Raw genomic sequence first — 24735 nt, 5'->3', positions numbered from 1 at the left:
CCAATATATACGCCTGCCTATCCATGCAATTGCCATGCAAGCTTCTTTGTTTTCAGGTATTAAGTTTTTTTAATCTTTGATAAAAATAAGGTTTTATAATATTGAATGTTTAAGGGCGTTTTATCCTGTGCCCTGTCTTATGCCTCCTTGCTTGATATCACACTCTTTTATAACTGATTTGCCCGATTCTGGCATGCTTTATTTCGCTAAATACAGTTAAATCTGCCATTTATAGACTCGCTCTATTTTTTAATAGAGCTAAAAAAAGCACCTCCGGAGAGATGCTTTTGATGTTTAGTGAGAAGGCATTCCGCCGATGTCCCCTTTGGGTTTTGGACACAGCCAAATGACCAGCCCCGCAAAGACAAACACCATCGCAAACAGTAAAAATACATGGTTTGCCGACATGGTAATCGCTTCTTTATCGACGAGGTTTGAAATGATTCCTAAGGTCGAGTCAGCCGAAAAACCATTTTGCAAAAGGTTATTTTGTACTTCGGCAGTATTTAGGTTTGACACCATTTCACTGCGTGCAACTTTAGCGTGATCATCCCAAACGGTGACTGCAATTGAAGCACCAATCGCCCCTGCCATGGTTCTTAAAAAGTTCATTAAGCCCGCAGCAGATGCAATTTCTTGCTGCAACACCGAACCCAATGCAATGTTCGACAGTGGAATAAAGAAGAACGGCACAGCAAAACCTTGCAGGATTTGCGGCCAAGCCAGTGCCATAAAGTCGGCATCTGTGGTCCAGAACGCCCGCATTAAGGTCACAGCACCCAGCAAAATCAGGCCAAAGCTTGCAAGCGCACGTGGGTCATGTTTGGTCGAAAGCTTTGCCACAATCGGTGACATGGTCAAACTACCAAAGCCCATGGTTGCAGTTAAATAGCCGGCCCATGTGGCGGTGTAGGAAAGGTTCATTTGCAGCCACTGCGGGATCAGTACAATACTACCAAAGAACGCTCCAAAGCCGAGCGACAGTGCCAGTACCGAAATTGCAAAGCCCCTATGCCTAAAGACTTTCACATCCACCACAGGGTGCTTGTCGGTCAGCTCCCATATGAGGAACACCACAAAGCCAATGACGGCGGTTAAAGCGAGTACCACAATGCTCGTACTGTTAAACCAGTCGCGTTCATGCCCCAAATCGAGCATAAGCTGTAGCGCACCAATCCACAGTATTAACAAACCTAAACCGACCGTATCGATTCTTAAAGAAATGGTTTCTGTTTCGGCTGGTTTGAGCAAACGGATTGCCGCTAAAACACAAATAATGCCGACCGGAATGTTAATAAAGAAAATCCAGTGCCAAGACAGGTTGTCACTAATAAGACCACCTAAAATTGGTCCTAAAATTGGCCCAACCACTGTGGTCATTGCCCATAGGCCCATGGCCTGTGCATGCTTTTCTTTAGGGAAAATACGCATGAGCAAGGTTTGGCTGAGTGGCATAAGTGGGCCACCGCATAGACCTTGCCCAATACGGAAAAACACCAGCATTCCTAATGAGTTTGCTAGGCCGCACAAGAAAGAAAAAATGGTGAAACCAATCAGGCCAAAAATAAAAACCCGAACAGTTCCAAAGCGGCCCGCAAGCCAACCCGTTAAGGGTACACAAATCGCTTCTGCAACTGCATACGATGTAACGACCCATGTCCCTTGCGTACTTGAAACAGCAAGGTTACCGGTAATGTGCGGTACAGATACGTTGGCAATGGTCGTATCCAGTACGACCATAAAGTTCGACAAGGCAATAACAAACGCTGCCAGTAATAAACGGCCACCGCTCAGTTCGGCAAAAGGTGTTTGCGTTTTCATAAGCGTTTACTTCGCAGATAAGTCGACTTTTGCTTCCATCGACAAGCCAACACGTAGTGGGTGTTCAGCAAGTTCTTTCGGGTCAAGTGCAATACGAACTGGTAAGCGTTGAACCACTTTAATCCAGTTACCTGTTGCATTTTGAGCCGGAATTAAGGCAAAGGCAGAGCCTGTACCACCAGAGAAGCCCATCACTTTGCCGTGATATTCAACATCGTCACCATATAAATCTGAAGTAAGTGTGACGATTTGACCCGGACGGACTTTTTTCAACTGACTTTCTTTAAAGTTCGCATCTACATATAAATCGTTGAGCGGCACAATCATCATCATGCTGGTGCCCGGCGCAACGCGTTGCCCCACTTGAATATTACGACGCGTCACCACACCATCAACTGGCGCACGAATCACGGTACGTTCCAAATCAAGCTGAGCTTGTTCAACATGTGCTTGTGCAACTTGTACATCAGGTGTTGAAGTCTCGCTTACACCCTGAATTAAAGCTTCGTTCGCTGCAAAAGTGCTTTCGGCAGCTTTACGGCTTGAAGATGCTTGCGCTAAACCTGCTTTAGCAAGCTCTAGCCCTGCTTTGGCTGTTTCAACTGCACTTTGTGATTTAGTGAGTTCTTCTTTAGACACTGCACCAGACGCGGCAAGTTGCGCACGACGATTCAGCTCTAAAGCAGCTCTGTCGTAGTCGGCCTGTGCTTGAGCAACTTGCGCTTTGGCACTGGTAATTTCGTCGGCACGAACCACAACTTGAGAGTTTAAAGAGCTACTGTTTGCCGCAGTTTGTTTGTATTGGCGTTTTGCTTTGGCGAGTTCTGCCTCAGCTTGCGCCAGTGCAATTTTGGCATCACGATCATCAATACGAACCAGCACGTCACCACGATGTACTGTTTGGGTATCTTTTACCACAACCTGAGCGACCTGCCCGCTTACCATTGAAGTGATTTGAGCCGTTTCTGCACCGACATAGGCATTATCCGTACTCACGGAATGATTTAAAAATAATGCCCAGATTGCATATAAAATAGCGGCGATCAATAAAATCAGCGCAAAAAAACCAAGAAATTTTTTGCGCTTGTTCTGATTGTTGTCATCCGAGGCAGATGTTGTTGGCACTGTTTCTTGTACATTGCTTTGTGCATCAGTCATGGTATGTTCCTAAAGATGGGTTGGCTTTGCCATCAATCTCGCACTACACCTTGTTATAGAGTTTTTATTTTTCTATAAACAAGACATACCGCATTGTCAAAGGAGCTAATTTTAACGCTAAAACCTCATGATATGAGAATAAAAAATTATAACTAATGCGTTCGTTCTAATTAAATTAATGTTTATCTCAAAGTTTTTGTGAAAATTCCTGCTTTTCAAACACTAAAAAAAGCGCACTTGGCGCTTTTTAAATACTTAAATCGGTAACTTAATAGGCGTATGAAGCAATACCCGCAGCAATTGCTTTGCCTTCATCATTGACCATGGTCATGCGCATGGTACAGCCCTTACGACCTAAACGCAGAACTTCGGCACGTGCAATAAAGTATTTACCACGCCCCGGCGCCAAATAATCGACACGCATGTCGACAGTTGCCAAACGCGATACTTGCTTAATGGTCTCGGTTAAAGTTTCCGGCGTTGAACGGCGATATAGGTGTTCCATTGCCACAATACCGCCAATGCTATCGAGCAAGGTTGCAGCAACTCCACCATGTAAAATCTGAAATGCCAGATTGCCAATCAGGTCTGGTTGCATCTCGATATAGCCTTCAATCTGCCCGTCCACCACACGCATAATCATTCCACTATGCTTAAAAAAAGGAGAGCTATTAAACGCCTTACATAATTGCTTAAGAACTACATTCAGGTCAGTTTTTGCACCTAAATGAATGCTCCCAGTCCAATTTTTCTTTTCATCACTCATACGTTGCCTAAATTTAAAAGCATGATAAACACCCATAATTTTGTACAAATCCAGCATTATGGGGCTACAATACAGCAGTCGGTTGACAGTAATGGAATATCCGCCAACCTATCCTAGTGTAATACCGAACATCGAGATTGTTATGACTTATACGTTCAATCGTCCTGCATTTCCAGCCACTCGCATGCGCCGTATTCGTAAAAATGACCAGTTGCGTGCGATGGTCAGCGAAACACAGCTCACTACCAATCACTTGATTTATCCAGTATTTGTATTACCAGGACAAAATCAGACCCAAGATATTCCAAGTATGCCAAACATTCAGCGTTTGTCGGCAGATTTATTACTGAAAAAAGCTGAAAGACTTCTGGAATTGGGCGTATCAAAACTGGCTCTTTTTCCAGTTACCCCGCAAGAAGATAAAAGCCTCACCGCAGAAGCTGCATGGCATGAAGATGGTTTAGTTCAAACCACTTGCCGTTTACTTAAAAAAGAATTACCAGAAATGGTGTTAATCACTGATGGTGCCCTCGACCCATACACGACTCATGGTCAAGACGGCATTATTGATGACACTGGCTATGTGCTCAATGACGAGACCGTAGAATGCTTAATTAAACAAGCATTAAGTCATGCCGAAGCAGGTGCTGATGTGGTTGCACCAAGTGACATGATGGATGGCCGTATTGGCGCAATTCGTCAAGCTTTAGAAGCCAATGGTCACATCTATACCAACATTATGGCCTACTCTGCAAAATATGCGTCGAGCTTCTATGGCCCGTTCCGTGATGCTGTTGGCTCTGCATCCAACCTCAAAGGTGGTAATAAATATAACTACCAGATGGACTTTGCCAACCGTGCCGAAGCTTTACATGAAATCGCGCTTGATATTCAAGAAGGCGCCGACATGGTGATTGTAAAACCGGGCATGCCATATCTGGATGTGGTACGTGAAGTGAAAGATACCTTTGGTGTTCCGACATTCATTTATCAAGTGAGTGGCGAATACGCGATGTTAGCTGGCGCAATTCAAAATGGCTGGTTATCAGAATCAGTGATTTTAGAATCACTCATGTGCTGCCGCCGTGCTGGTGCAGACGGGATCTGGACTTACTTTGCAGAAACTGCTGCCGAAAAACTCAAGGAAATGAACTAAGTTCGCAGAGAAAGGATAACACTGCATGCATATTGCAATTATTGGCGCGGGCATAAGTGGATTAATGTCTGCGCTGGAGTTGGTTGAACAAGGCTGTACGGTCAGCATTTTCGATCAACAACAAGCGGGACAAGCAGCCTCTTGGGCTGGCGGAGGCATTCTCTCTCCAATGTACCCTTGGCGCTATGTGCATGCAGTGAACCAACTCGCTCAATTTGGCAAAGCGTCTTATCAAGCATGGAACCAAAAACTCTCCCCTGTTACAGGGATTGATTTTGAAATTCATGACACAGGCATGCTGATTTTTGATGAAGAAGATTTTGACGTGGGGCTTTCCTACGCCGAGCAACATCAAGAACCCATGCAACGCTGCGAATATTTACAGCAAGATGCCCTAGAGCAAGTAAATCCGCATATTTCCGCTCAGTTTCAACAAGCCATTTATTTCCCTGAACTGTCTAATATTCGTAACCCACGCGTATTACAGTCTCTGATTAGTTATTTAAAACAGCATCCAAATGTTGAGTTTTTTGAGCACTCTGCTGTTAAAAAACTGATTCAACAGGATGATGTTATACAGGTACTACAAACCGAAGATGGTCGCAAATATACAGCAGATCATTTTGTAATAACTTCGGGCGCATGGAGCCATTACTGGAACTCACAATTACAACTCGAAATTCCAGTCGAACCTGTTCAAGGTCAAATGTTGTTATTTAAAACACCTGCTCACTGGTTACCGACCATGTGCATGAATCGAGTCATGTATCTGATTCCACGTATGGATGGTCATATTGTGTGTGGTTCAAGCATGGCACATCGTGGTTTCGACACTTCCACCGACGAAACAACCCAACAGAATATTTTAGAAGCGTGTCTGGAAATGGTTCCTGAACTGGCAGATTTTCCGATTGTACAGCGCTGGGCAGGACTCAGACCAAGTTCACCAAATGGCGTTCCCTATATTGGCAAAATGCCTGAAATGGATAACCTCTGGGCAAACTTTGGTCATTTTAGAAATGGTTTATGTATGGGTGCAGGCTCAGCACAATTGCTCCGTCAACTTATGCTGGGTCAACCGACCTTAGTTGATGCAAAAGCATATTCACCAGAGCGCCTACAAAATAAAATCTTAGCCTGACGCGAGTATATTCTCTAAAGCCATTTTTAACTGAGGATATGCAAACTCAAATCCTTCTGCTTGTAAGGCAGCAGGTTTAACGTATTGACCATTCAAAATCAATTGCGATTGCTCCCCTAACAAACAGCTAAAAACCGTGTTTGGTACTGACAACAGCGGTTTCTTATTGAGTACCGCAGCAGCTTGTTCAACAAAAGCTTGTTGAGTCACATTTTCTGGCGCCACTACATTATGGATTTGGGCAGATTGAGGATGGTGAAATATAAACTCGATGGCGTTTAACACGTCTTTAATGTGTACCCAAACCACAGGCTGACGACCATGACCAATTTGACCAACTAAATTGAGTCGAATAGGAAGCAACATTTTAGGCAAGATACCACCGCCTTGCCCAAACACCACGCCTAAGCGAATAATTTTAGTATTTTGCTGAGTATCTGCTAAAGCTGCGCGCTCCCATTCTTGGCAAAGCTGAGACATAAAAATAGGCTGTGGTGAACTTTGTTCGGTGCACACCTCTGCCCACTTTTCTTCAACATCTATACCGTAATAGCCAATGGCCGAGCCAGAAACAATCACTTCTGGGAAAATTTCAGATTGCTTGAGCCACGCATACAATTTTCGTGTCGTGTTTACTCGGCTTTCAATGAGTTGTTTTTTACGTGATTCGGTCCAGCGTTTTTCACCAATATTTGAGCCCGCCAAATTCACCACATAGTCAATTTGACGTGTCGAAATATCTTCGAACTTTTGCACCCATTGCAAGGCAGGATGGTCAGATTCCTTTCCAGCCTGTCGTGTCACAGCAATCACGTTATAATTTTTTTGTAGTAGAAACCTAATTAAATGCGTGCCAATAAAACCGCTGGCACCCGTAATTAATACATTCTTATTCATATTTCCTCCAAAACCGAGGACACAAGTTTTAGTTAATTATATAAGAATCATTTATATTTAATCGTAGCGGTTTCTATAGTGATCTATTACACATTAAACATTTTGCTTGCCATACGCTGTGCCTGTTTCCCATAAAACCAATAGGTAATCAAATAAAGCGGTATAGCTAACATTAAAAGCATAATGAGCATAATGCTTAAAAACTGAGGCTGTTTGAGGTAAAGCATAAAGTTTTGCAAAATCTCTGGGTCTTTTCTTGCAAATAAAAATAGGCCGAATAAAACACCACACAAGTTATAGCCCCAAAAAATCAGGGTAAAACCTAAAGTAAATTTCTTTTTTTCTTGTACAGTTGGTGCACGACGCTCTTTCTTTAAAAATTTAAACAAGACAAAAATCATTGCGCCTAAATATGGAACGGCTGTTAAAATACCACCTACACTCGCTGGTAATAGTGCTGCAACGACACCTACAATTAAGGTGAGTCCTATGCATAAAGCAAAAAACCAGAGAAAGTAAGAGCGTAATTTGGTCATCATTTTGCCTAATTTATGGGTTCAAAAAATAATTATAAATTTTTTTCGATTTTTTTTCATTTTTCTGTCAACCAATCTGAATCCCTTGACGTTATATAGGGTAATAAGGTCGCAGCAACCGAATACTTCCTTTGCACGGCATCCGCAAAATTGTTTCGGTGACCTTTCATTACGACTCTTTTCTTCCTTCAGATTTGGTTTTGTTAGCAGCCTAAACCCTTGATGAAGTTTTTGACCGACGATTCTCTCATCACTCGAATCGTCGGTTTTTATTTTTTAGCACCTTCACTTATTTTACGCTCAACATACACAATAGTTCTTTCTTGGCTATAAACGCTATGCGTATACTTTTTACACCATAAAAATATGATTTAAATAATATGAACACGATTGCCTATTTTGAAATCCAGTCTTCAAACCCTGCTCGCGATGCGCAGTTTTATCAAGCTGTGTTTGGCTGGCAATTTAAACTCGATGAAAGCTTACCAATTGAATATTACCGTATAGAAACACCATCAATCATGGGCGGCCTTTTAAAACGTCCCGCTCAAACGCCTCCAATGGAATATGGCACCAATGCTTTTACCTGTTCGGTTCAAGTCGAAAACTTTGATGAAATTGCCGCAAAAATTTTAGCGCAAGGTGGCATTGTGGCAATGGATAAATTCGCCATTCCCGGTCGTGCTTGGCATGGTTACTTTGTCGATTTAGACCATAACGTTTTTGGTATTTTTCAAGTTGATGAAAATGCTGCTTAAAGATTTTATTTAACGACTCTTTTATTTTTTAATTTATAGCCACCGCCTTGTTATCGGTGGCTATTTCATATTGATTATTCGGCAAAGCTAAAGGTGGCTTCACATGTAATTGGGAAATTAACCGAATTGGCAATCATGCATTCGTGATGTGCTTCTTCATGCAATTTTGCAGCAAGCTCTTGGTCTGCGCCTTTTTCTAAAACAACTTCTGGTCTTAAAGTAATTTGAGTAAAGTGACCGCGTTTAACTGGATCTGCATCTTCCATAAAGCCAAGTGCATGGTCAACATAACTCACAACGTGAATATGATTGACTGCACATAGGTGCAAATACCAAAGCTTATGACAAGCTGAAGCTGATGCAACTAATAAATCTTCTGGATTCCATCTGGTCACATCGCCTAAATAGGCAGGGTCTGATGAACCTTGAATAGTGGCTTTTTGTGGATGTTGAATACTGAAGTCTCGTTTATATGAACGATAAGATGAAGTGCCTGTACCTGTATTGCCTTCCCACTGTATTTTCACTTCGTATTTATGAATGGTCATTTTGTTCTCAAAGTTCATTGTTTGAACTGATAGTAACAAAGCAAAGTTTAAAGTGACAAAATTAATTCAGATTTCAGCTTAGGCTTAAATAACGAGCACTTTAAAATGTCTTGATAAAATCTCCTGCCAATTTATGCTAACGTATCTGTGTTTATTTTGGCTTGATGTCTGTTTCTATGTCCGTACATTTTCTACATACTTCTGACTGGCATTTGGGGCAGTTTTTTTATAATCATTCACGACACTACGAACACCAACAATTTTTAAGTTGGTTACTCACTCAAATTCAAGAAAAACAACCGCATGCCCTGCTCATTGCTGGTGATATTTTTGATGTGATTAATCCGGGTTCACAAGCACAAAAACAACTCTATCAATTTTTAGCAGATGCACATCGCCTTGCACCGCACATGCAAACGCTTATGATTGCCGGTAACCATGACTCAGGTTACCGTATTGAACAAGTCGAACCACTTTTAGAAAAATACAATGCAAAAACAGTGGGCGTAGTTCGCTGGAATGAAGATAAAACCCTAGATCTCGATCGACTACTTTTACCTATTTATAATCAAAATCAGGATATTGTGGCATGGTGTCTTGCCCTGCCTTTTTTACGCTCGGCCGAAATTACGGGTTTTAATGAACATACCACTAACAGTAAAAATGCGATTGCTTATTTGCACCAGCAACTCATTGCCGAAGCTAAACGTCGTAAAACACCAGACCAAGCGCTTATTTTGATGTCACATGCTCATATGCAAGGTGGAGAAACATCCGACTCTGAACGCCCAATTATTATTGGTAATGAAGAGGCGCTTTCAACGACTTTGTTTGAAGATGCTGTCGACTATGTCGCTTTAGGGCATCTACATAAACCACAAAAAGTAGGTCAGCCACACATTCGTTATAGCGGTTCACCCATTCCGCTTTCTTTTAGTGAAATTAACTATAAGCATCAAGTGGTTGAGGTCAAAATTGACCCGACTCAAGACACAGACAGCCGTTTGCAATTTGAAGCTGTAGAAATTCCGCGTTGTATCCAATTACATCGCATTCGTGGTGAGTTAAACGAAGTGCTGCAACAACTCAAAGCTTTGCCACACGGCGTGATTGAAAATATTGACCATCGTGAATATGTCGATATTGAATATTATAGTTTAACGCCACCACAGCCTAATTTACGTCAGCAGTTTGAAGCCGCATTGCCACCTGACCGCTATCGTTTAGTGCGTATTTCACGTCAATATGTGAGCCAAGATGCTTCGGACACCGATACCACTCAGCACATTGCACTTGAACCACCAACACCAGAAAAACTCTTTCAAAATATTTGGGAAAAACAAGGTTACAGCGCAGATGATGCAGTCTTAAAAGATTTTCTGAGTCTGGTACAAGAAGCACAAAAAAATCTTGAAAATGATGCAACCCCTTAAGGACATGTCATGAAAATTTTATCTATTCGTATAAAAAATCTGGCATCTCTTTCTGACGAGCACTTTATTGATTTTGAAAGCGCTCCTCTAGCTCACGCAGGCTTAATTGCCATTGTGGGAAAAACTGGTGCAGGTAAGTCGACCATTTTAGATGCCATGTGCCTCGCCCTGTTTAATCGCGTTCCTCGCCTTAAAGACAGCGATGGTAAATTAAAAGATGTTGATGGTTCAGAGTTACTCACCAATTCGCCTTTAACTGTATTACGCCGCGGTACAGGGCATGGTTTTGCTGAACTGTGCTTTATTGCACAAGATCAAAAACGCTATTTAGCACGCTGGGAAATTAAACGTGCGCGTGAAAATCCGAATGGTAAATTACAAAGCGTGCAACGCCATTTAAAATGCCTGACCGATGGTGTGGTGCTTGCCGACAAAGCCAAAGCAGTGGATGAAAAAGTTAAACAAATTACCCAGCTTTCATTTGAACAATTTACCCGTGCTGTTTTACTTGCCCAATCAGAAGTCACGGCGTTTTTAAAAGCACGAGATAGTGAACGCGGTGAGTTACTTGAGTACCTGACAAACTCCAGCATTTTCGCCAAAATTGGTGAACTAGCTTTTCGTAAAACAGCAGATATTGCTAAACAGCGTAAACAGCTTGAAGAGTTTTTAGGTCATATTGAGATTTTATCTGATGAAGAAATCGCAGCATTTACCGAACAATATCAGCAAGCTCAAGTGAACTATCAAAAATTAGAACAACAAAAAAATGTCTTAGACAAACAACAACAATGGTTTGAACGTAAAGCCAAACTTGAGCTTGAAGTTCAAATTAAACAGCAACAGTTTCAAAACCAGCAAAACCAGCATCAGCAACTTGCGGGTGAACGTGAGCAATTAAAACGACTCGAAGTTTTCTCTGAAATACGCCCACAGGTCTTTCAGCAGACGCAAAATTTACAAACCTTGCAACAACTTGAGCCGCAAATTCAGCAAGCTCAAATTAAGTTTAATGATTTGGTTCAAATTTTTGAAACTGGACAAAAACAATATCAATCAGCAGAGCAAGAACTCAAACAAACGCTCGATTTTGAGCAACAGCATCAACCTGCTTTAAATCAGGTTCGACAGTCTATTCAAGAGCGAACATTTATTGCCGATGAATATAAAAAGTGCAAAGAAAAAAGAAATGTTCTAGAGCAGAAACTCAGCCCGTTGCAACAACAGCAAAACACGGTACAACAACAGATTGAGCAGCTTCAAAAAAATCAAATCCATCTGCAACAACAGCTTACTCAGACTGGGCAATATGCTGTATTAGATAAAGGCCTTTCAGCGCATTTGCATCAACTCGGGCAATTTATTCAAAACTACGAAGCGATTGAACAACAGCTTGGAAACCCTACTCTAGCTCGTCAAAAGCTATCGGAAGCTAAAAGTGAACTTAAACAACTGACGGCTCCGGTGGGGACAGTTGAACAGATTGAGGTAAAACTTGAGCAACAGCGTAAAGATAAAGAACAAAAAGTTACTCAAATTACTCAGCTAGACCTCATTCAACAAAAAGTTAAAATTTATCATGAGCTATATGCTGAGCTTCAGCAATTCACCGAAAAACATAGCCAAACCTCTGCTCAAGAACAGCAGCTTAAAACCGTTTGCCAGTTAGCTGATCAAGACTATCAAACAGCAAAAACAGAGCGTGAAAAATTACAGCAAATTTTGCAACAGCAACGCTTATTACATACAGAGAATATTGAGCAGTTACGTGCCAATCTTAAAGAAGGCGAAGCTTGTTTAGTCTGTGGCAGCACGCATCACCCCTACCGTATTGATGACAGCACAGTTTCCAAGGCCTTGTTCGATTTACAGCAGCAACAAGAACAGCAAGCATTAACCCTAGAGCAAACTAAATTTAACGCTTGGCAAAGCCAACAGCATGCTCTCACCCAGTGTCTTGCCGAACTTGAACAAGTTCAAAAATATTTATCTCAACTTAATGTAAAACAAGCAAACTTGCAGCAAGATCTTGTTCAGCAATTAAGTCTCAACCAATTGCAAATTGATATTGCTCAACCTCCAGAACAAATCTTACAAACTCTTAGCGAGCTTAGACAAGCAGCTCAAACTGCAATAAGTTCATTTGACTCAGAAAACTTGCGTTTAACCCAAGCGATTAAGCAGCAGAACCAGTTGCTTCAACATGTTCAGCGTAGTGAAAGCTTGCTCAATACGGCACAGCAATGGCAACAGCAAGTTCAGCATATTGTTCAGTGCCTATCTGAATCCGAGCAGCACGCATGGCAGCAGTCGAGTAGCCAAACGGCTAAGCAGACTTGGTCTATTCTTGATGCACGTGCTAAGCAACTTGAACAACAAGAACAGCTTGCTCAGCGTTTTGAACAGCAGCAACAAGAACTAAAAATGTTAGCTGCCAACCTTGAGCAAATGACCAAACAAATTAATGAGATCGACCAAAATCTCAAAGAGATTACGCTCAAGGGTCAACAAAATAATGAAAGAGCGGTATCGCTTATTCAACAAATGACAGGCCTTTCTGACCTTAAGCCTCATGATTGGTTAATTGAGCATGATGCCAAACGTCAGCATCAACAAACGGCTTATCATGCGTCTAAACAACGTTTTGAACAGACCAGACAGCACTTCGAGCAACAAAAACAGGCGCTAGATCAACTCAAGCATCAACACCAACACACCGAGCAACATCAACAACAGATTAATGCGCAAATTCAAAACTGGTTAAACGAGCATTCTGATTTTCAGGCGCAGGACTTTACGGCGCTCATTCAGATTAATTCAGCACAAGAGCAAGATATCCGTAACCGCCTTAATCATGCCGAACGTCTACTCAGTGAAGCCTCTTCTGCGCTTAAAACCATGCAAGAGCAATTGACTGATCACTTACAAACTCAACCAGATATTGAATACGAAAAGCTCGTTCCCCTCATTCAAGACAATATTGCAGAGCTTAAAACTCAACTGGAAATTCGTGATCAGCTCAAGCTTAAGTTAGAGCTGCACCAGCAAAATCTTGCGAAACAGCAACAATACGCTCAGCAAATTCAAAACATTCAGCAAGAAGAACATCGCTGGAGCAAAATTTCAGGTCTGATTGGCGATGCCAAAGGCAAAGAGTTCCGTGACTATGCCCAGCAATATCATCTGGATATTTTAGTGGAACATGCGAATCAGCAACTGGCGATGCTTTCTCAACGTTATACGTTAAAACGTCTCGACCAATCTTTAAGTCTTGCCATTATCGACCACGATATGGACGGAGAAATGCGTTCAGTTTCGTCTTTATCGGGTGGTGAATCCTTCTTGACAGCTCTCGCCTTGTCTTTAGCTATTGCCAATATGGCTTCAGGTTCAATGAAAATTGAATCTCTGTTTATTGATGAAGGTTTTGGAACCTTAGATGCATCTTCTTTGCATATGGTGATGAATGCTTTAGATCAATTACAAAATCAGGGTCGTCAGGTTGTTCTCATCTCGCACATTCAAGAAATGCATGAACGTATTCCTGTACAAATTCAAGTGAAGCCACTTGGTGCTGGCGCAAGTACCATCGAGGTCATTGGTTAAAACTAAAAAGCCCCGACATCCTGTCGGGGCTTTTTTAGAATCTGCGTTGGTATAACTCCTGTCGTACCTGTATGCATCCATTCATCACTGTTTATTGTTATTCTTAGAAACATCCTGTCTCCTGATGAATTCATAATAAGTGAAAACCACTTCCCGCCATAGCCGCAAAAGGACGCAATGAACGTACGAAATAGCGTACATCATCTTTTTTGCGAATAGTCTCTAGCACCAAATAAAGCAGTTCCCACACGGACCATGGTTGAACCTGCAGCAATTGCAGCCTCTAAATCACCTGACATTCCCATGCTTAAAGTATCCCAGTCTTGAGGGTGAGCATGTTTTTCTTTTACCTCATCAAACAAACGCTTAGCATCTGCAAAAGCGGCAGTATTGTCTGGCGCTGGAATCACCATCAAACCGCGTAGTCTGATTTTTGATAACGGGCTAATTTGAGCAACTAACTCGGCAACCTCATCTGGTGCACAACCATCTTTACTATCTTGCCCGTCAATATTCACTTGCAAACAAATATTTAAGTCAGATTGATCTTGAAGCCTTTGATTAGATAATCGTTCAGCAATAATTAAACGATCTACACCGTGTACCCAATCAAACTTTTCAGCCAAATTTTTAGTCTTGTTTCGCTGAACATGACCAATAAAGTGCCATTCAATTTCTAAATCTTGTAAAGCTTCAATTTTTTCCAAAGCTTCCTGTAAATAGTTTTCGCCAAATGCTCTTTGCCCTGCTGCATACATTTCACGCAAACTTTCACTTGGATGTGTTTTTGATACGGCTAAAAGTTGCACAGTTTCAGGCACACGCTGAGCATGTTCACAAGCACGCTGGATTTGCTGTAATACGTGCTGTCGCGCATCTTGCAGGTAATTCATTGACAAGGTTCTCATTTTCAAAAAACTTTTTTGCTTTTCACCTAAAGCGAGGTGTTGGTAAGCCTCAGTGAAAGCCGTATATTATTCTACAAAATAATGACATATTTTGATTTACTTGGGGAAATTATGGATATTACAGAGCTACTCGCTTTCTCTGTGAAAAATGGCGCGTCCGATTTACACTTATCTGCTGGCATGCCACCAATGATTCGCGTGGATGGTGAAGTCCGTCGCATTAACTTACCAGCTTTAGACCACAAAGATGTTCATCGTCTGGTCTATGACATCATGAATGATAAACAACGCCGTGACTATGAAGAAAAGCTAGAAACAGACTTTTCTTTTGAAGTTCCAAATGTTGCGCGTTTTCGTGTCAATGCATTTAACCAGAACCGCGGTGCCGGTGCAGTGTTTCGTACCATTCCATCAAAAGTACTCACGATGGAAGATTTAGGCTTAGGGCAAATCTTTAAAGATATTTGTGATTACCCACGTGGCATTGTACTGGTAACAGGTCCAACAGGTTCGGGGAAATCAACCACGCTTGCAGCGATGATGGACTACATTAACGAAAACCGTTATGACCACATTTTAACGGTTGAAGACCCAATCGAATTTGTACATCAGTCGAAGAAATGTTTGATTAACCAGCGTGAAGTGCATCGTGATACGCATGGCTTTAATGAGGCTCTACGCTCGGCATTGCGTGAAGACCCCGATATTATTTTGGTCGGTGAGATGCGTGACCTTGAAACCATTCGTTTAGCACTTACTGCTGCTGAAACTGGTCACTTGGTGTTTGGTACGCTCCATACGACTTCTGCTGCAAAAACCATTGACCGTGTGATTGACGTATTCCCTGCCGAAGAAAAAGACATGGTCCGTGCCATGTTGTCAGAATCATTACAGGCTGTTATTTCGCAAACCCTTCTTAAAAAGAATGGCGGTGGACGTGTCGCAGCACATGAAATCATGATTGGTATTCCTGCCATTCGTAACTTAATTCGTGAAAATAAAGTCGCACAAATGTATTCATCAATTCAGACTGGTGCAAATCATGGCATGACGACACTCGACCAAAGCTTAAAAGGTTTGGTATCTCGTGGTGTGATTAGCCCACAAACTGCACGTACTGCTGCAAAACACCCTGAATCATTCCTATAAAAATAATTAGAGAATAAATATGGATTTTAATGACCTACTCAACCTCATGGTTGAAAAAAAATCATCCGATCTTTTTATTACAGATGGTGTTGCGCCATCTATGAAAATTAACGGGCAAATTGTTCCAATTTCAAAAAATAGTCTTTCTGGGGATGTTATTGGTCAACTTTTACATTCCATCATGAGCGAAAAACAACGCAAAGAATTTGCAGACACTCGTGAATGTAACTTTGCCATTATGAACCGTGATAAAACGGCCCGCTTTCGTGTGAGCGCTTTTCAGCAGCGTGACATGCCTGGCATGGTGCTACGCCGAATTGAAACTAAAATTCCTTCCATTGATGACTTGCAGTTACCGCCCGTTCTTAAAGATTTATCAATGACTAAACGCGGCATCATTATTTTTGTTGGTGCAACAGGTACTGGTAAATCGACTTCATTGGCTTCAATGATCAGCTATCGCAATCACAATACTAAAGGTCATATCATTACTATTGAAGACCCAATCGAGTTTATTCATGAACATGCAGGCTGCATAATTACTCAACGTGAAGTCGGGATCGATACAGACTCATTTGAAATTGCCTTAAAGAATACTTTGCGACAAGCACCAGATGTGATCTTGATTGGTGAGATTCGATCTCGTGAAGTCATGGACTACGCGATTGGCTTCGCTGAAACAGGTCACCTTGTATTAGCCACAATGCACGCTAACAACGCCAACCAAGCGCTCGATCGTATTTTTCACTTCTTTGAAAGTGACCGCCACAGTCAGCTTTACATGGACTTATCGCTTAACTTAAAGGCCATGATTGCGCAGCAACTTATTCCAACACCAGATGGCAATTCACGTCGTGCAGCCATTGAGATTTTGATTAACTCGCCATTAATTTCAGACTACATTCGTAAAGGTGAAATTCATGAAATTAAAGATTTAATGAAACGTTCGCGTGAACTGGGTATGCAAACCTTTGACCAAGCGTTGTTTGATCTCTATAAAGCAGGCCAAATTACCTATAAAGATGCATTAAAACATGCCGACTCACCGAACGATTTGCGTTTGACCATTAAGCTTGCCGAAGAAGGACCTGATCAAATTGCAGGCACAAATCAGCATTTAACCTTCGACCGACAGTAATTTCTTCATAAAAAAAGGAAGGTTAAACGTAACCTTCCTTTTTTATTTGTTTTCTTTATGTGAAAACGATTATTTCTTGCGCAACACTTCCTGACACTCAGGTTCGTTACAGTAACCGTAGAGGTTTAATGAGTGACCTGTTAAGGTAAACCCATGTTGTTCTGCTACAGCATGCTGTTCCTTCTCGATAACATCATTAGTAAATTCAATAACTTTGTTGCAATTATAGCAAACCAAATGATCATGATGATCTTCTTGCATAATTTCGAAAACAGAATGATTATTTTCGAAATGATGGCGCTGAATGATACCCGCAGCTTCAAATTGTGTTAACACACGGTAAACTGTCGCAAGACCGACATCTTCCCCTTGTTCTAACAAAGTCTTGTAAATATCTTCAGCACTAAGATGATGTTGCTTTGAATTTTCTAATAATTCCAAAATCTTAATTCGTGGAAGGGTAACTTTAAGTCCAGCTTTGCGCAAATCTTGATTGGAAATAGGCATGAAAAAAGGTCTCTCAACAAATCTCAAGTTGGAATAGGCAATAGAATTTAGATGAAGTATGATCTATCCTTTGATCAAATGCATCATAATTTATTGGGATAGTGTAGCAAAATGCAAAAACTCGTGCTGACGTTATTAGTCACTTCACTCCTTGCTGGTTGTTCAATCTTTGGTGTATATAAGGTTGATATTCCTCAAGGGACTCCTTTGACCAAAGCTCAGGCCTCTCAAGTACAAGTCGGCATGAATTTCCAGCAAGTGCGTTTTTTGCTTGGTAGTCCAACTGTGACTGATCCCCTCAATCCTCAACGCTGGGACTACATTTACAACTATATCCCGGGAACTTATGCTAAAAAGGCAAAAATCCCCGCAGCACATGGTCAGCATTTAAAAATTTACTTTGATGGCACTGGCACAGTAACTAAAATTGAAGGTTTAGAAACTATTCCAGAATCGCAACCAGGTTTACCTGCTTCTAAAGAAGCGATTTTAACTGCCCCACCACTATAATCGTTTTTTCTAATAAAAATAAACCCCTCAAGTGAAATACTTCGAGGGGTTTTATTTATGGGACTTATTACTTTAAGCGATTACTTTTAATATATCGTCCCACAGGATTCTTCTCGGCGCGGTTACGGCGTATATCTTTAGGGTTAATAGTTAAAGGTCTATAGACCTCTACCCGATCACCTGCTTGCAAAATCGCATGTGCCTCAACTTTTGCACCAAAGATGCCAAGTTGTAATGGCTCAGGCAAACTTACCAGTGTCTGCAAACCACTTGCCTCAACCGCTTGTAATGCAGTCATACCAGCTTCAAATGGAATAGCAACTAAAAACTGTTGCTCTGGGGCTGCAAAAGCAACCCACACTTGCTGAGCTTTTTCCATCAGATCATTTGTCCAATGACTGCAATCATGGCAATGACAATTGAAAGCGGTAAAACAATACGCACTGCAATACGCCACAAGTTATAGAACAACTCATTGCTAAAATTCATCGATTTACGCAAGTGGCTAATTTTCATAATCCAACCAGCAAAAATTGCATAGATAAGGCAAATGAGTAATCCCCAAAGCATCAAAATCAACGTAAAGATGCCATGAAGTTCAGGCACGGCCCAAACTGCAATTGCCAAAATAATGACGACCCATTGTAAAACGTACATCAGTTGACGTTGAGCAAGCTGTTCTTTGGCAAGTTGAATAAACAGAGCTGTTGTCATTACCGCAGTAAAAATCCAGGTAAAAACAGGAAGCTGTGCTTGAAGAGAAAAGAAACCAAACGCAACGACAGCAATTAACTGAGCCAACCAGATTGGAAGTGCAGTTTTTGTGGCACCTTCTTGAGAGTGAATTACAGACAAGCTATTTTGCCAGTAAAGTCCTAAGCCTAAACCACTTGCAACAAGTGCAAGTACGGTCGCATTACCCCATTCTTTAAACTCAACATTTGTCCAATGCCAAGGCTGTAAAGTCGTTCCCATTGTATTAGCTAAAACAAGAGAAGCGATTACGCCGACTGTCATTAGCACGATTAAAATCTGACGCGGAATAAAAGATAAAATTAAAGCCACAACCGCAAGGCCAGCAAAAACAATTTGCCCAGAAACACTATTATTGAGCTGTGCTGTCAGTAAGTTGCCAGCAGTACTCAGTACATTCCCTGCTAAAAATGGAATAAAAATAACCGCAAGCCAACCAGCCAAACGCCATTTTGGTGAACTATCTGCTTCACGAGTTAAGCTTGATAAAGCATTTAAGGCAGTAGTCTTCGACCGTTTTGCTAAGGCAATTTCCAAATAACAAACTGGCAGAGCCAATAACAGCATTGTGCCTAACCACAATAACCAGAAATCGATTTGACGATCAATCTGGATTCCCATAGCGGGTGCCAATGTCGCCATAATGATGAAAGATAAGCAAAACGCCATCAGGGGCGATAACCATCGTGACATAGGTATGTCCTGCATTATGCATTCCTTGAAAAAGACTATAGATATTTTGCCCGTCTCATGCCTGAAAATCAAAGTTTGCTCAATAAAAAAAGCAAACTACCGAAACGATAGTTTGCTGCGCTAACTAAAATTATAAGTTTTGTTATTTAAGTTATGCGAAAAACCGAGCAAACCAGTTTTTCCCTTTCTTCTTTTCTTTTTCTCTAATAATTCCCATCATGTTTTCTTTTACTGCCCCCACATAATCGGCATCGTCATGTTGAATATGGTTGATTAACCATTTTGCTAAAATTTCTTGTAGCTCTTTTTCAACAGTATGTCCCATTTCAAAACGCTCACGATATAACTCTATTTTTTTAATAAATAAATCATGAACACGTTTATGTGGTACACGATATTTATAATCAGCTTCCTCTTGCAAACTTTCTTCGAAAGTAAAATGTGATTGCGTATAATCAATAATGTTGTCTAAAACGTCTTTAATACGACGTCTATCTTCATCATCTTTTACATCATCAATTTCATTAATATAATCAAGTATTCGTTTATGTTGTTCATCAATAACCTCGATACCCGTATTATATTCTGAAGCCCATTTCATTTTCATACATCTCCCCAATGATGTTCAATGACTGTTGCATAAACCTCATGATATATTTAAAGAATATAAATAAAAACAAAGCTATTTTGTCGGCTTTATCATATAAAAATTATATTTAAATCAAGTCATTGTTTTTATTTGTTTTTAAAAAAATTAACCAACTAAAATAATAAAGTATTTTTTAAACAAAATACCTTACTATTAAATGTGAAATATATATAAATATCTCTATTCATACATTTTAAATATACTTTATATTAATACTGATCCGCACGAGTAATACGTTTAAGCTCTGGATTTTCCTGCTCACGTTTTAATCTTTCTACCTGAGTAATTGCTTTTTTAATCGGCTTACCATGTTGAAATAAAATCATTTCACCTGGTTGATAAGCGGTCCAGTTTTCATTATGTGTTAAAGGTTCTGTCGTTATAACTGCCACACGATCTTCAGGTGTAGTGACCTGACTAAAATCAACCTCAACATCTAAGTCAATTAAATGAGCCTGATTAAATGGATATTCTCGAACCAACCAATGTAATTTAGTTATCGCGTAACTAAATAATGCCTTCCCATTCGACAAACAATAATTAAATGTGCCGTATTCAGCAATTTGTGGAGAAATTTTTTCTAATACTTCAAATATCTCATCAAGACTCGGTTCTTCATAACCGAAAGCTTCAACCAGTTGATCAAGCAAATAACAAAATGCACGTTCACTGTCTGTATTACCCACAGGGGTAAAACGTCCACTTAGTGGTGGGTTAAAATCATGTAAATCACCATTATGGGCAAAAATCCAATGACGGCCCCACAACTCTCTAATAAAAGGATGAGAATTCTCTAAAGTAATTTTACCTTGAGTTGCTTTACGGATATGCGCGATCACGTTACGCGATTTAATAGGATAATTACGGATAAGATCGGCAATTGGAGATTCAACTGCCGACTGGTTATCGACAAATAGTCGGCAAGCTTTGTCTTCGAAAAATGCAATACCAAATCCATCACTATGATCTGAGGTAATTCCTGCACGCTGTGAAAAACCACGGAAAGAAAAAGTGATATCCGTTGGTGTTGCACAATTCATTCCTAATAGCTGGCACATATCGCTTTTAAACTACTTCTAATTACCTCATATACTCTATTGTGCATGAGAGTAAAATTGCTTGCAAATCTCAATATGTGCTGGCTATTAGAAAATAAGACATATTATTAACGCTGCCCCATTTTATTCATAACAAATGAAGTCGCTACTTTATTCACTTCCAGAAATACAAAATAATCTAGACAGTTAAATTCTTCATCAAAAAATGCCTGTTTCGATAGTTTTGACTGCATGCTCAAATACATTTGGAACAGTTTTGGCATACGCTCATCTTGTGGGAAACTGAACTCAGGATATTCAGGTTCATAGATTTTTTTCGAACGAATATCAATTGTTTTGCTTTCAGATAATTGCTGAATCTGGCGATGCGTATAGTACGCTCTAGCCAAATTATCTTGCAGATGAATACTGACACAGCCCATCAAATATTTAGCACGCATTGACCATAGCACTTTGGGTGCAAGGTTCAACCACAGCATCGATAACGCTTTACCATTACGAAAGCGAGGATGGACACAGGTACGCCCTATTTCTAACACATTAGGAAGGTGCGATAACTGAGGAACAATATCAAACTCATGTGCGCTGTAGCTTTGTGCGATCTCATGACCTTGAAATAATTTTAGACGGGTATACGCTACAATTTCTCCAGTCCACTTTTCACGTAAGACTGCATGCTCGCAACCAAAATCATAAATGTCTTGATCTAAGTTATCTTCAAAATGAATTCCAAATTGTTGGCTAAATTGTTGTGCACGAAATCGTTGTACATCTTGTAATTCTTTTAAATTATCAACCCACTCAAAACGAAATTGCGTTTGATTTATTGCTTTATGACGATTTAAAGGTAAAGTCCAGGTTTGGCGATATTGATTAAATTTTTCCAGCATAATGAACGCTCCTAGTGACACCCCTTACACTAGTCAAAGCTCATGACAAAAAAATGACCAAATTAAAATGGTATAAAAAAAGACCACCTAGAGTGATCTTTTTATTGAGAATAACAGTTTTATTAAGCAGTTTTTGCGCGATTAGAAATCAGTGTTCCAACCCCATGATCAGTAAAGATCTCAAGTAATGTTGCATGTGGTACGCGACCATCAACAATATGCGCACTAACAACGCCACCTTTAACAGCATCAAGTGCACAACCTACCTTAGGAATCATACCGCCATAGATCACGCCTGTTTCAATGAGACGATCAACTTCTTGCGTAGTGAGGCCAGTTAACAGATTTTTGTTTTCATCCAGCACGCCACTAATGTTTGTGAGCAAGATTAATTTTTCAGCACCTAATGCTTCTGCCACCTTACCAGCCACTAAATCGGCATTAATATTATAAGTATTGCCTTCTTCATCTACGCCTAATGGCGCAATAACTGGAATAAAGTCACTTTGGGTAAACATTTCAAGCACATCAGTTTTAACGCCAGTTACTTCACCAACCATACCTAAATCAATATGTTTGATAGAACCGTCTTCTTCTTGCTTTTCCATAAGTAATTTACGAGCACGAAGTAAATTACCATCTTTACCTGTTAAACCAATAGCACGGCCACCATGTTTATTAATCAGGTTAACAATCGATTTATTTACGCTACCACCTAATACCATTTCAACCACTTCCATGGTTGCAGCATCGGTTACACGCATACCGTCAATACGGTCAGACTCACGACCTAACTGCTTTAAAAATGAGTCTACTTGTGGCCCACCACCGTGAACAACAATCGGATTTAACCCTACCGTTTTAAGTAAAACGATATCTCGGGCAAATGAACTTTCTAGCTCCGGATCAGTCATCGCGTTGCCACCGTATTTCACCACCAGCGTTTTACCAGTAAAACGTTGAATATACGGCAAAGCTTCAATCAAGATTTTTGCTTTGTCGACACCGATATGCTGATGTTGGGGCATTACGCCTCTCCTTACTTAGGCCTCTGAAAGTTCTTGTGCAATTTGCGGATAGTGCTCTTGCAACATATCTACAAATTTTTGCTGGATTTCCTTTAATCTTAAAGGATTATCTGCGTCAAATCTTACTGTAAAATATTCACCAGTATTTGATGCTCGAATAATGCCAAAACCATCATCAAAATCAAGACGTACGCCATCGATTTTACTGATACGAGCACCTAAACGATGACTTAAAATTTCAATATCTTGTAATACATACTTTGGATCGGACTGATACGTACCAATATAGGTATCTTCTGTACAACATCTTTCTGGATAAGGAGCAAACAATTCGGAAATTGTTGTAGCATCAGATTGGGTAAAATATTCCATTACACGTAATGCAGCATATAAACCGTCGTCATAGCCAAAACCACGCCCATCATTAAAAACATAGTGGCCTGCATATTCTCCACCAAAAATGGCGCGTCCATTCGACTGAGATAAATAAGCCCGTAAAAAACTACTTCCCGTACGGATCATTTTTGCTTTTCCGCCGAGTTGTTCGACCGTTTTTTGAACCATGCGTGAACATTTCACATCAAAAACGATTTCTTGCTCTGGGTGCTGCTCTAGACACATTTGTGCAAAAAGTGACAACAATCGGTCTGCGGTCAATATCTGGGCTTTTGCATCTACTAAAACGACACGGTCACCATCACCATCCAAAGCAATGCCTATATCTGCTTGTTGCTCAATAATTGCTTTTCGTAAATCACTTAAATGTGCTGCATGTGAAGGATCAGGTGCATGGTCTGGAAACTCTCCATTTGGATTGGTTCGTAAAGCAATCACTTCGCAGCCCATTTTTTCCAATATTATTTTTGAGCAGTGTCCAGCAGAGCCATGTAAACCATCTAAAACAACTTTTAAAGGACGTTTTAACTGAATATCTTTAAAAATGGCTTGCTGGTATTTTTGGCAAAACTCAGTTTTAAATTGAGCCCCCGTTAACTCAAGAACAGAAATTGAATGGGCTGGTATATAAGTTTGAGCTTCATCACCAACCTGCTGAATCATTTCTGGAGACGGCGGTTCGCCTTTTAAAATCCACTTAATACCATTATCGGACTTTGGGTTATGGCTTGCAGTCACCATAATGCCATTGCCACCAAAATCTCGCGCAATGTAATACATCATTGGTGATGAACAACAACCAATGTTTGTGACCACTAAACCCTGTTCTATTAAAATTTCTTCAATTAAGTGTGCATAGGCTGGACTTGTGAGACGGGCATCATAGCCAATCACTAATTGAGTTTGTTTTGCTTGTTTGTATTGTTGTGCCAATCCGTAGGCAATCGAACGAACAACGTCCGTGGTCAAGTAAGAAAGTTTGCCTCTAATATCGTAAGCACGAAAAATACTTTTTGGAAATGAGTGTCTTACATTCATAGCGTATCTTCTATTTAAAGATCAATTCGATCTATCGCAAAAACATAGATTATTCAAAATTTTTGAAGGGTTTGTTTGCTAAAAAAGTTAAAAGAATATGAGTAAAGCGTGTTGTAATATAATCCAGTGTAACATTCAAGATGTAAAAAGAAACGCCTGTTCAACAGGCGTTTGATTTTCGTTAATATTTTCAAAAAA

General features: G+C 40.5%; 23 protein-coding genes. 8 read left to right on the top strand and 15 right to left on the bottom strand.

Annotation, left to right across the window (positions count from 1 at the left end):
• Positions 1–294: 294 nt before the first annotated feature.
• From RMB03_RS19825 to RMB03_RS19815, 3 genes are all read right to left on the bottom strand, one after another.
• Positions 295–1821, bottom strand: a complete 1527-nt coding sequence (locus tag RMB03_RS19825; protein ID WP_311077327.1) for a DHA2 family efflux MFS transporter permease subunit — start codon at positions 1819–1821, stop codon at positions 295–297.
• Positions 1822–1827: 6 nt separating this feature from the next.
• Positions 1828–2979, bottom strand: coding sequence for an EmrA/EmrK family multidrug efflux transporter periplasmic adaptor subunit (locus RMB03_RS19820; protein WP_005042593.1), 1152 nt, complete (start codon positions 2977–2979; stop codon positions 1828–1830).
• Positions 2980–3247: 268 nt separating this feature from the next.
• The gene (locus RMB03_RS19815; protein WP_004641674.1) at positions 3248–3745 is read right to left on the bottom strand and encodes a thioesterase family protein; all 498 of its coding nucleotides are present in this window, start codon (positions 3743–3745) and stop codon (positions 3248–3250) included.
• A gap of 142 nt (positions 3746–3887) precedes the next feature.
• Between RMB03_RS19815 and hemB the strand changes: the two genes are divergently transcribed.
• Complete coding sequence (gene hemB, locus RMB03_RS19810) at positions 3888–4901, top strand: porphobilinogen synthase (protein WP_004641673.1); 1014 nt, start codon at positions 3888–3890, stop codon at positions 4899–4901.
• A gap of 25 nt (positions 4902–4926) precedes the next feature.
• Positions 4927–6042 (top strand): FAD-binding oxidoreductase, encoded by a 1116-nt coding sequence (locus RMB03_RS19805; RefSeq protein WP_311077326.1) that lies wholly within the window; start codon positions 4927–4929, stop codon positions 6040–6042.
• Here the strand turns inward: RMB03_RS19805 and RMB03_RS19800 are convergent.
• Both RMB03_RS19800 and RMB03_RS19795 read right to left on the bottom strand, forming a co-directional pair.
• Positions 6034–6939 carry a TIGR01777 family oxidoreductase gene (locus tag RMB03_RS19800; protein WP_311077325.1) on the bottom strand — a complete coding sequence of 302 codons (906 nt, stop codon included), beginning with the start codon at positions 6937–6939 and terminating at the stop codon, positions 6034–6036. The genes RMB03_RS19805 and RMB03_RS19800 overlap by 9 nt on opposite strands.
• 86 nt (positions 6940–7025) lie before the next feature.
• On the bottom strand, positions 7026–7475 hold the full coding sequence (locus RMB03_RS19795) for an ABZJ_00895 family protein (RefSeq protein WP_004641670.1): 450 nt from the start codon (positions 7473–7475) through the stop codon (positions 7026–7028).
• A 380-nt stretch (positions 7476–7855) separates the two neighbouring features.
• Here RMB03_RS19795 and RMB03_RS19790 point away from each other — a divergent pair, with 380 nt between their 5' ends.
• Positions 7856–8233, top strand: a complete 378-nt coding sequence (locus RMB03_RS19790) for a VOC family protein (RefSeq protein ID WP_005042603.1) — start codon at positions 7856–7858, stop codon at positions 8231–8233.
• Between the two features lie 74 nt (positions 8234–8307).
• On the opposite strand, the gene RMB03_RS19785 is transcribed toward RMB03_RS19790, so the two are convergent.
• A complete protein-coding gene (locus RMB03_RS19785; RefSeq protein WP_311077324.1) occupies positions 8308–8781 on the bottom strand; it encodes an OsmC family protein in 474 nt (157 codons plus the stop codon).
• Between the two features lie 164 nt (positions 8782–8945).
• Here RMB03_RS19785 and RMB03_RS19780 point away from each other — a divergent pair, with 164 nt between their 5' ends.
• Positions 8946–10214 carry an exonuclease SbcCD subunit D C-terminal domain-containing protein gene (locus tag RMB03_RS19780; RefSeq protein ID WP_311077323.1) on the top strand — a complete coding sequence of 423 codons (1269 nt, stop codon included), beginning with the start codon at positions 8946–8948 and terminating at the stop codon, positions 10212–10214.
• A 9-nt stretch (positions 10215–10223) separates the two neighbouring features.
• Positions 10224–13820, top strand: coding sequence for an SbcC/MukB-like Walker B domain-containing protein (locus tag RMB03_RS19775; protein WP_311077322.1), 3597 nt, complete (start codon positions 10224–10226; stop codon positions 13818–13820).
• Between the two features lie 200 nt (positions 13821–14020).
• On the opposite strand, the gene RMB03_RS19770 is transcribed toward RMB03_RS19775, so the two are convergent.
• Positions 14021–14713, bottom strand: coding sequence for a YggS family pyridoxal phosphate-dependent enzyme (locus RMB03_RS19770; protein ID WP_311077321.1), 693 nt, complete (start codon positions 14711–14713; stop codon positions 14021–14023).
• Between the two features lie 126 nt (positions 14714–14839).
• Here RMB03_RS19770 and RMB03_RS19765 point away from each other — a divergent pair, with 126 nt between their 5' ends.
• Together RMB03_RS19765 and RMB03_RS19760 are read left to right on the top strand one after the other, a co-directional pair.
• A complete protein-coding gene (locus RMB03_RS19765) occupies positions 14840–15877 on the top strand; it encodes a type IV pilus twitching motility protein PilT (RefSeq protein WP_311077320.1) in 1038 nt (345 codons plus the stop codon).
• Positions 15878–15896: 19 nt separating this feature from the next.
• A complete protein-coding gene (locus tag RMB03_RS19760) occupies positions 15897–17015 on the top strand; it encodes a PilT/PilU family type 4a pilus ATPase (protein WP_311077319.1) in 1119 nt (372 codons plus the stop codon).
• A gap of 69 nt (positions 17016–17084) precedes the next feature.
• Here RMB03_RS19760 and fur read toward each other — a convergent pair whose 3' ends face one another.
• Complete coding sequence (gene fur / locus RMB03_RS19755; RefSeq protein ID WP_003653242.1) at positions 17085–17522, bottom strand: ferric iron uptake transcriptional regulator; 438 nt, start codon at positions 17520–17522, stop codon at positions 17085–17087.
• Between the two features lie 111 nt (positions 17523–17633).
• Between fur and RMB03_RS19750 the strand changes: the two genes are divergently transcribed.
• Positions 17634–18032, top strand: coding sequence for an outer membrane protein assembly factor BamE (locus RMB03_RS19750; RefSeq protein ID WP_003653245.1), 399 nt, complete (start codon positions 17634–17636; stop codon positions 18030–18032).
• 67 nt (positions 18033–18099) lie between these two features.
• On the opposite strand, the gene RMB03_RS19745 is transcribed toward RMB03_RS19750, so the two are convergent.
• From RMB03_RS19745 to RMB03_RS19715, 7 genes are all read right to left on the bottom strand, one after another.
• Positions 18100–18411 carry an RnfH family protein gene (locus RMB03_RS19745; RefSeq protein ID WP_132072003.1) on the bottom strand — a complete coding sequence of 104 codons (312 nt, stop codon included), beginning with the start codon at positions 18409–18411 and terminating at the stop codon, positions 18100–18102.
• Positions 18411–19478, bottom strand: coding sequence for a hypothetical protein (locus RMB03_RS19740; protein ID WP_005042638.1), 1068 nt, complete (start codon positions 19476–19478; stop codon positions 18411–18413). Before RMB03_RS19740 ends, RMB03_RS19745 begins: the two co-directional genes overlap by 1 nt.
• A gap of 151 nt (positions 19479–19629) precedes the next feature.
• Complete coding sequence (locus RMB03_RS19735; protein WP_017388663.1) at positions 19630–20085, bottom strand: bacteriohemerythrin; 456 nt, start codon at positions 20083–20085, stop codon at positions 19630–19632.
• Positions 20086–20336: 251 nt separating this feature from the next.
• On the bottom strand, positions 20337–21185 hold the full coding sequence (locus RMB03_RS19730; RefSeq protein WP_311077318.1) for a class II glutamine amidotransferase: 849 nt from the start codon (positions 21183–21185) through the stop codon (positions 20337–20339).
• Between the two features lie 107 nt (positions 21186–21292).
• Positions 21293–22075 carry a GNAT family N-acetyltransferase gene (locus RMB03_RS19725; protein ID WP_045434753.1) on the bottom strand — a complete coding sequence of 261 codons (783 nt, stop codon included), beginning with the start codon at positions 22073–22075 and terminating at the stop codon, positions 21293–21295.
• A 122-nt stretch (positions 22076–22197) separates the two neighbouring features.
• Positions 22198–23103, bottom strand: coding sequence for an acetylglutamate kinase (gene argB / locus RMB03_RS19720; RefSeq protein WP_003653251.1), 906 nt, complete (start codon positions 23101–23103; stop codon positions 22198–22200).
• 15 nt (positions 23104–23118) lie between these two features.
• Positions 23119–24537 carry a phosphomannomutase/phosphoglucomutase gene (locus RMB03_RS19715; RefSeq protein ID WP_311077317.1) on the bottom strand — a complete coding sequence of 473 codons (1419 nt, stop codon included), beginning with the start codon at positions 24535–24537 and terminating at the stop codon, positions 23119–23121.
• Between the last annotated feature and the right edge of the window lie 198 nt (positions 24538–24735).

The organism is Acinetobacter sp. V91_7 (assembly GCF_031799075.1).
Lineage (GTDB): Bacteria > Pseudomonadota > Gammaproteobacteria > Pseudomonadales > Moraxellaceae > Acinetobacter > Acinetobacter calcoaceticus.
This window is presented reverse-complemented; position numbering and strand designations above follow the sequence as displayed.

Bases quoted from the DNA above. Each gene is read 5' to 3' on its own strand.
- RMB03_RS19825 (WP_311077327.1), bottom strand. From the start codon at position 1,821: ATGAAAACGCAAACACCTTTTGCCGAACTGAGCGGTGGCCGTTTATTA.
- RMB03_RS19820 (WP_005042593.1), bottom strand. From the start codon at position 2,979: ATGACTGATGCACAAAGCAATGTACAAGAAACAGTGCCAACAACATCT.
- RMB03_RS19815 (WP_004641674.1), bottom strand. From the start codon at position 3,745: ATGAGTGATGAAAAGAAAAATTGGACTGGGAGCATTCATTTAGGTGCA.
- hemB (WP_004641673.1), top strand. From the start codon at position 3,888: ATGACTTATACGTTCAATCGTCCTGCATTTCCAGCCACTCGCATGCGC.
- RMB03_RS19805 (WP_311077326.1), top strand. From the start codon at position 4,927: ATGCATATTGCAATTATTGGCGCGGGCATAAGTGGATTAATGTCTGCG.
- RMB03_RS19800 (WP_311077325.1), bottom strand. From the start codon at position 6,939: ATGAATAAGAATGTATTAATTACGGGTGCCAGCGGTTTTATTGGCACG.
- RMB03_RS19795 (WP_004641670.1), bottom strand. From the start codon at position 7,475: ATGACCAAATTACGCTCTTACTTTCTCTGGTTTTTTGCTTTATGCATA.
- RMB03_RS19790 (WP_005042603.1), top strand. From the start codon at position 7,856: ATGAACACGATTGCCTATTTTGAAATCCAGTCTTCAAACCCTGCTCGC.
- RMB03_RS19785 (WP_311077324.1), bottom strand. From the start codon at position 8,781: ATGACCATTCATAAATACGAAGTGAAAATACAGTGGGAAGGCAATACA.
- RMB03_RS19780 (WP_311077323.1), top strand. From the start codon at position 8,946: ATGTCTGTTTCTATGTCCGTACATTTTCTACATACTTCTGACTGGCAT.
- RMB03_RS19775 (WP_311077322.1), top strand. From the start codon at position 10,224: ATGAAAATTTTATCTATTCGTATAAAAAATCTGGCATCTCTTTCTGAC.
- RMB03_RS19770 (WP_311077321.1), bottom strand. From the start codon at position 14,713: ATGAATTACCTGCAAGATGCGCGACAGCACGTATTACAGCAAATCCAG.
- RMB03_RS19765 (WP_311077320.1), top strand. From the start codon at position 14,840: ATGGATATTACAGAGCTACTCGCTTTCTCTGTGAAAAATGGCGCGTCC.
- RMB03_RS19760 (WP_311077319.1), top strand. From the start codon at position 15,897: ATGGATTTTAATGACCTACTCAACCTCATGGTTGAAAAAAAATCATCC.
- fur (WP_003653242.1), bottom strand. From the start codon at position 17,522: ATGCCTATTTCCAATCAAGATTTGCGCAAAGCTGGACTTAAAGTTACC.
- RMB03_RS19750 (WP_003653245.1), top strand. From the start codon at position 17,634: ATGCAAAAACTCGTGCTGACGTTATTAGTCACTTCACTCCTTGCTGGT.
- RMB03_RS19745 (WP_132072003.1), bottom strand. From the start codon at position 18,411: ATGGAAAAAGCTCAGCAAGTGTGGGTTGCTTTTGCAGCCCCAGAGCAA.
- RMB03_RS19740 (WP_005042638.1), bottom strand. From the start codon at position 19,478: ATGTCACGATGGTTATCGCCCCTGATGGCGTTTTGCTTATCTTTCATC.
- RMB03_RS19735 (WP_017388663.1), bottom strand. From the start codon at position 20,085: ATGAAAATGAAATGGGCTTCAGAATATAATACGGGTATCGAGGTTATT.
- RMB03_RS19730 (WP_311077318.1), bottom strand. From the start codon at position 21,185: ATGTGCCAGCTATTAGGAATGAATTGTGCAACACCAACGGATATCACT.
- RMB03_RS19725 (WP_045434753.1), bottom strand. From the start codon at position 22,075: ATGCTGGAAAAATTTAATCAATATCGCCAAACCTGGACTTTACCTTTA.
- argB (WP_003653251.1), bottom strand. From the start codon at position 23,103: ATGCCCCAACATCAGCATATCGGTGTCGACAAAGCAAAAATCTTGATT.
- RMB03_RS19715 (WP_311077317.1), bottom strand. From the start codon at position 24,537: ATGAATGTAAGACACTCATTTCCAAAAAGTATTTTTCGTGCTTACGAT.